At 54.9% G+C, this 6227-nt stretch carries 4 protein-coding genes; all 4 read right to left on the reverse strand.

The features are described 5' to 3' along the window. Positions 1 to 54: 54 nt before the first annotated feature. A complete protein-coding gene (locus tag RE6C_RS10200; RefSeq protein WP_008656303.1) occupies positions 55 to 1224 on the reverse strand; it encodes a zinc-dependent alcohol dehydrogenase in 1170 nt (389 codons plus the stop codon). 276 nt (positions 1225 to 1500) lie between these two features. Further along, the gene (locus RE6C_RS10210) at positions 1501 to 1887 is read right to left on the reverse strand and encodes a hypothetical protein (protein ID WP_008656306.1); all 387 of its coding nucleotides are present in this window, start codon (positions 1885 to 1887) and stop codon (positions 1501 to 1503) included. 55 nt (positions 1888 to 1942) lie between these two features. Then, positions 1943 to 2773, reverse strand: coding sequence for a manganese catalase family protein (locus RE6C_RS10215; protein WP_008656309.1), 831 nt, complete (start codon positions 2771 to 2773; stop codon positions 1943 to 1945). 145 nt (positions 2774 to 2918) lie between these two features. Next, the gene (locus tag RE6C_RS10220; protein ID WP_039961747.1) at positions 2919 to 5675 is read right to left on the reverse strand and encodes a mechanosensitive ion channel domain-containing protein; all 2757 of its coding nucleotides are present in this window, start codon (positions 5673 to 5675) and stop codon (positions 2919 to 2921) included. Between the last annotated feature and the right edge of the window lie 552 nt (positions 5676 to 6227).

The following is a 6227-nucleotide window of genomic DNA, read 5'->3' on the forward strand; positions in this document are numbered from 1 at the left end:
TTCCTCGCTGATTGCCGGTAGCGCCAAGTTCCGGCCAGAGATTCTCGTCCATCGCTATGGCTTCAAGACGACCTTGATGCAGCCGTCTTCTTTGTCTCGGAACTTCTTGTAGGCTTCCGGGGCTTTGTCGAGTGGTTCGACGTGGGTGATCACGAACGATGGATCGATCTCACCGTTAGTGATTTTTTCCATCAACGGTGTGAGGTAGCGCTGCATGTGAGTCTGGCCCAAACGAATCTGCAACGCCTTGTTCATCGCGGTTCCCCACTGCAGGCTCACGCTGCTGAAGTAAACACCGGGCACGGACACTCGGCCGCCTTTGCGGCAACACTTGAAGATCTCGTTCAGCACGTGCGGTCGATCCGATCCGAGATGCAGCGCTGTCTTGGCATCGTCCAGCGCGGACTGCAAGTTGCCCGCGGCGTGATTCTCTGCCCCGACCGCATCGATGCAGCAATCCGGTCCTCGTCCCTTCGTCCACTCTTGCAAAGTCTCGTACACATCCGATTTTTCGTAGTCGATGACTTCCGCCTTGGAAACCGATCGAGCCATCTCCAATCGCTCGGGCACGTTGTCGATCGCGATGACACGTTTTGCACCCAACATCCAAGCACTTTGGATGGCGAATTGTCCAACAGGACCACAGCCCCAAACCGCGACCGTGTCGGTGGATTGGATGTCGCAGTTTTCCGCCGCCATGTAACCGGTCGGAAAGATGTCCGACAAGAAAACGACTTGTTCATCCGGCAGTCCATCGGGCACTTTGATCGGTCCGACATCCGCGTAAGGAACTCGCAAGTACTCCGCTTGCCCTCCCGCGTATCCACCGAGCATGTGTGTGTAGCCAAACAAACCGGCAGGTGAATGGCCCATGATCTTTTCGGCTTGCTCCGCATTGCGATTGGACTCATCGCACAACGAATACAACGTGCTTTGACAAAAGAAACATTCACCGCAAGAAATGGTGAACGGCACCACCACTCGATCGCCAACGCTTAGATCGCTCACCGCATTGCCAACCTCGACGACTTCGCCCATGGGTTCATGACCGATGATATCGCCGGCTTCCATCGCAGGAGCAGCACCGGCCATCAAATGCAAATCCGACCCACAAATTCCCGAGGCAGTGACGCGAATGATCGCGTCGCGAGGGTCCAGTATTTTTGGGTCGTCAACGTTGTCCACGCGAATGTCGTTTCGACCGTGCCAGCAAACCGCTTTCATCTATCCAGTTCCTTTTCGATGTGATTGCCCCGCCGAATCGAAATTGACGTCAACGGAAGTCCCGAGCGATGGCCGAACACTCTGCAAACGTTGCAACTACCCAAAGGCATGCTATGTTTCGGCCGGATGCATGACAGGCATAGCAACTCCCGCGCCGATGATTCGAATCAGCCCACATCAACATTGCCGCATCGCGAAACGATTCAAAAAAAGCCCGCCACGACTGAGTCCAATCGTGGCGGGCGAGCGAATTGACAATGCGATGGCGTGCTCGAATCAAGCGGACACGCCCACATGCAAGAGGCTGAGATTCACATCACTTTGAGGCTGCCCCAAAAAGTGAATCGTGATCTCGGCGCCGGGCTGGCCATCACGCACGACTGGTGCCGCGTACACCGAAGTGATCGCCGGGTTCTTTGCATCTTGCGAGGTCAGCGTGCAGAACACGTGTCCAGAACGAACGCGCGTTGGCACGAATTCCCGCAACTGATTCTTCGTTTCCGCGTCCGGCGTTTCCTGCGGCGAAAGCGTCAATTCCGAGCAAAACACGTCGGTCACCGAAGCACTTCCATCGGAAGCTTGGGCCGGGCGGTTCGCAAGAATGCCAGCCAAACCGCCGACGCCTCCGGTGAGCAATGTGCCAACCGCTTCACGCCGTTTCATACTACTTTTCATGTTGTCTCCTTCGAATCAATCGACCAAGGGTGGGAGCTCTCGCTCATTTCTTCATTTGACCTTTCTGAGCCGCCGTTTTTGGGGAAGCCGCACCCAGATTGGGTTTGTCACCGAGTGGTCGCATTTGAACCACTGAGTTTTTGCCTTTTCCATCAAACGATTTGCCCTTGGTCCATTCGCCGCGTGGCGTTTCGAAGTCATCGCCAATGCCAAAGGACTGGAACGCGTAGGCGTAGTCGCTGTTCTCGTTCTCTTGTGGGAACGAGTTCGGGATTGGATGGTTCTCTGGACCGCCGAGTTCCTCCCAAGCCGCTAGCCATTGGTTTTGGTGCATGGTGTCGCGAGCGATCATGTAGCTCAACATGTCTTTCATGCCGGGATCGTCCGTCATTTTCCACAACTGAACCGCGAGCATGCGTCCGGTGGATTCCGCCGTCGCGTTGGCCAACATGTCCGCGGCAACGTTTCCGCTGGCATACACATGGCTGCAATTGAAGGGCACACCTTCGCTGTCGACCGGCATCGCGGCCATGCAGGTACCAATCGCATGTTGGATGTTCATGCCGCCCATTGCCGCCATCACGACTGGGTCTTTTGCCGCTTCTTCTTGTTCCAGTGGTGCGTCTTCCAGGTTCAATGCAACAGCGGTTGCCAGCATTTCAATGTGGGCCATCTCTTCCGTCCCGGTTTCGAGCAACATGTCTCGATACTTTGCCGGACCACGTGCGCCCCAAGCCTGAAATAGATATTGCAAGCAAACGCGAACTTCGCCTTGGATACCGCCGATTGCTTGCTGAAGTGCCTTGGCAAAGATCGGGCTTGGTTTTTCAACGCGAACCGGATACTGAAGCTTGCCACCATCGTGATAGAACATCTATGACCTTTCGATTTGGAAGTGAGAAGAAAAGTTTCTCCAATAGCGCATCGACCCAAGCAAGTCATGCGCCATCTCACTTCATTACCGATCACATCATGGATGTTTCGGACTGAGTCAATCCTGCCAGGCTCCTGTCATCGATTCATGCCCGACGCTTGCGTTTGCGGATCGCGTCAGAGATTCGAGGCTGGCCAAAGTCGTCGTCGAAGAAGTCTTCTGAATCGTCTTGCTTGGTCAACACATCTCTCATCTCCGGTTGAGATGGTTGGTTTTGAGCCAGCAAATTTCGTTCGAGCAAATGGCGCCGAACGAGCTTCAACAACTGGTCTCGATAGCGCTCCGCGTTCGGTCCCTGTTCAATCCAAGCACGAACCTCAATTCGTTGAGACCGTTGACCGACGCATACCAATGTGGCTTGAGGAGCCGGTGTCAGCAGCACTTCCGGCTGCTCGATCATCAATTCCTGCAAGGTCCGACACAGGTCCGCGGGCCGCTCATCTCGCGTGACCGCAACTTCCATTGGGATGACACTCAGACGTCCCGCACCCATCCAGTTGACCACGTCGTCGCTGACGAAGTTCTTGTTCGGGATGATCACCTCGCGGCCGTCATCGTCCGACAACACGGTCGTTCTCAAACGCTGGGCGGCCACGCGTCCTGTGAAATTCCCGACGGTGATCAAATCGCCCAACCGAGCAGGCTTTTCAAACAACACGATGAACCCGCCAAACAGGTTTCGGACCATGTCTTGCAAGCCAAATCCCAAGCCGATCATCAAACCAACGGCCAACCACTGGATTGTATGCCAGCGGACTCCGATCCATTTACAAGCAATGAAACACCCAACGCTAAACAGCAAGAACCGCCCCAGTACCAGCGTGAAGTGCTCCATGCCTTCGTCGAAGGATACCCGTTGCAACACGAGTGCATCGAACAGGGCAGGCAACAGCTTCGCCAATTGAAATGCAACGAACAGTGTCCCAGCGGCCAGCAACAAATGCACCGCGGTGACGGGCGTCGTTTCAACCACCGATTCCATGACCGTTTGTCCAGTCGCGTTGACGCTTGCTTGCTGAACAGTGTCCTCGACCGTCCACAGAACCGGGTTGCCCATCCGAACGTTTGGAAACACATCGATCCAAAGCCAACCAAAGCAAACAATCGCCCCCAGCACCATCGCACACTGGCACAGAAACGCGAGGTGATGTTTGAGTTCAAGAAAGTGTTCTCCGAGTGCGCCAGCAACGCGTCCCGTTTCAACTTCGTCGATGTCATCTGGCTCCTGAGTTGATCCGCGCGTCCCGGTCAGCAGATGCCAAAGTTCGGCAGACACATACTTCACCCCGGCCCAAAGAATCGATGCGGACATCAATGCCACGGCCGTGAAAATGATCCGCTGAATGATCTCGTGCGTTGTGACGCTGTACCCGAGTGCGGACAACGCAATCAAAAACAGTGGCAGACCGATGCCTGCGAAATACATCAGGAAACGACCGCGATGGATCACGCTGCCGCAATACTTTTCTATCAGCGGCTCCAAGAATCCACCAACAGGTCGCAACGCCAAATGCATCGTCCAACCAACCAGCAACATCGCCAGTATGAATCCAACTCGAGCGACCGAACCACGCCACATTCCGTGATCGATTTGGCTCATCAATGTGGTGGTATACGCAGCGATGACCAGGCCCATGCCGATGATCGTGAGGTATTTCATCGCACGTGGGCGACGCGGCAACTCGATGTCGACATGTTGATCCAAAAACCCATCCGCCCGCAGCCACTGCCGTGGAACTTCAATCAACCAAGCCACCAAACTGCCTGCACAAAACGCACTCGCAGCATGCAACGTTGCTTCGGATACCACACCGGTTCCCAACCAACGGCCAATCCAGAACAGAACGGCAGGGATTCCAGCGGCAACCAGAACCGTGAGCACACCAGCGTAAAGCTTTCGTTTGTTCGGCGATGCCTTCCGCATTTTCTTGCGGCTTCCGATGGCGACCAGCCAAGACTTCGCGAGCCAACGAAGCACCAGTATCAAAACGATTCCGACGAGTAAACCGATTGCTCCCACTGGATTGGCGGCGATTTTCCGTTCAAACGTCGGTCCAAAGTCAGCACTTCGATTGGAATCGAACAATGCCGCCATGCCACCTTTCAAATTGCGAGCGTCACGCAGTCCGATCGGCTCATCGCTGCGAATCCACATGACATGCCGATCAATCAGCATTCGGTAGTCGGCTGCCAATGACTGCGATGCGGTCGCGATGGAATCCAGTTCGCTGATCTTTTGTTGTTGATCCTGATAGCCGACTTGCAGCGAACGAATCCAAGCGGCTCGTTGACGCAACAACTCTTCCACTTGCAATCGCAGTGGGTCGCCATAGCGGTTTGTGTCGTAGCCAACATTGCTGAGAACTTGCGTCGCTTGCTGCTCCGGATCCGATCCATCCAACCGAATCAGATCCAGTTCCAATTGCTGTTGTCGCGCCTTCCCAAGTGCTTCGCTGGCCAAAGCCGTTTGGCTGTTCTCAATTTGCCATTGATCCAGTTGGTCCTTTTTGTGGCGAAGCAACAAACCAATGGTCGGCGTCAAACCGTGACGCGTGAGCTTTTGGTGGACGTCTTCATAATCCGAACGAGTCGCGTCGAGTTGCCCCTTAGCATCGTAAAGACGACTGGCCAGTTGGTTGTAGCTTGTCGCCAGTTCAATCCATTGCTGCACAAGATCCGCGTTCTTCTCTGCAATGTCCGCTGCGACAGGATCTGATGTTTGAGCGAGTGAGCGGAATCGCATTTCGGATTGCTGAGCAGCACGAACATGTACGTCTGCGTAGGGTGACAGTCGCCAATCTTCGGGTTCGTCGCGTTGACGCGGCAGCAACGGATAGCTCACCGTTTTTGCTTCCGTGGTATCTGCTCCATCCCAATCTGAACCGGTGCGGGTCCAGTCCGAAGCCGTGCGGGTTTGTTGGTTGAGATTCAGCGGTGATATTTGCGACGACGCTGCATAGTTCTTTTCGACGGGCCGAGGATGCGACTGCGAATCGCTCGGCCGAGACGACTGCGAATTGGCGACCGAACTGGACGGATTGCCGGAAGTGAACGCGTTGCTGGAAGTGAACGCGGGTGGCGACAAACGTCCTCGTGTTGAAGTTTCAGAGTGTCCGCGTTCGATATAGCTCGGACGTGCGTTGACTGATTCTGTTTGAGTTGCCCAACCGGGACTCGAAGAAATGACAGTCGACGACGTGACGCTTGATGAAGTGAACGGAGGCGGCTTGGGAGTCGTCCAAACGATCTCTTGAGCAGGCGCAATGCTGATGGTCAGCCACACCAACGTGCAGCAGACAAACCACAGCAGCACAGACCTGGGCTGTCCAATCTTCGGAATTGGCATGGATTTTTGAGGCGGTTTTTTGTCTTCGGTCACCTCTCCCTCGGCGAA

Source organism: Rhodopirellula europaea 6C (genome assembly GCF_000338295.1).
Classification (GTDB): Bacteria; Planctomycetota; Planctomycetia; order Pirellulales; family Pirellulaceae; genus Rhodopirellula; species Rhodopirellula europaea.

Coding starts and splice junctions, on each gene's coding strand:
- RE6C_RS10215 (WP_008656309.1), bottom strand. CDS start 2,773: ATGTTCTATCACGATGGTGGCAAGCTTCAGTATCCGGTTCGCGTTGAA.
- RE6C_RS10200 (WP_008656303.1), bottom strand. CDS start 1,224: ATGAAAGCGGTTTGCTGGCACGGTCGAAACGACATTCGCGTGGACAAC.
- RE6C_RS10210 (WP_008656306.1), bottom strand. CDS start 1,887: ATGAAACGGCGTGAAGCGGTTGGCACATTGCTCACCGGAGGCGTCGGC.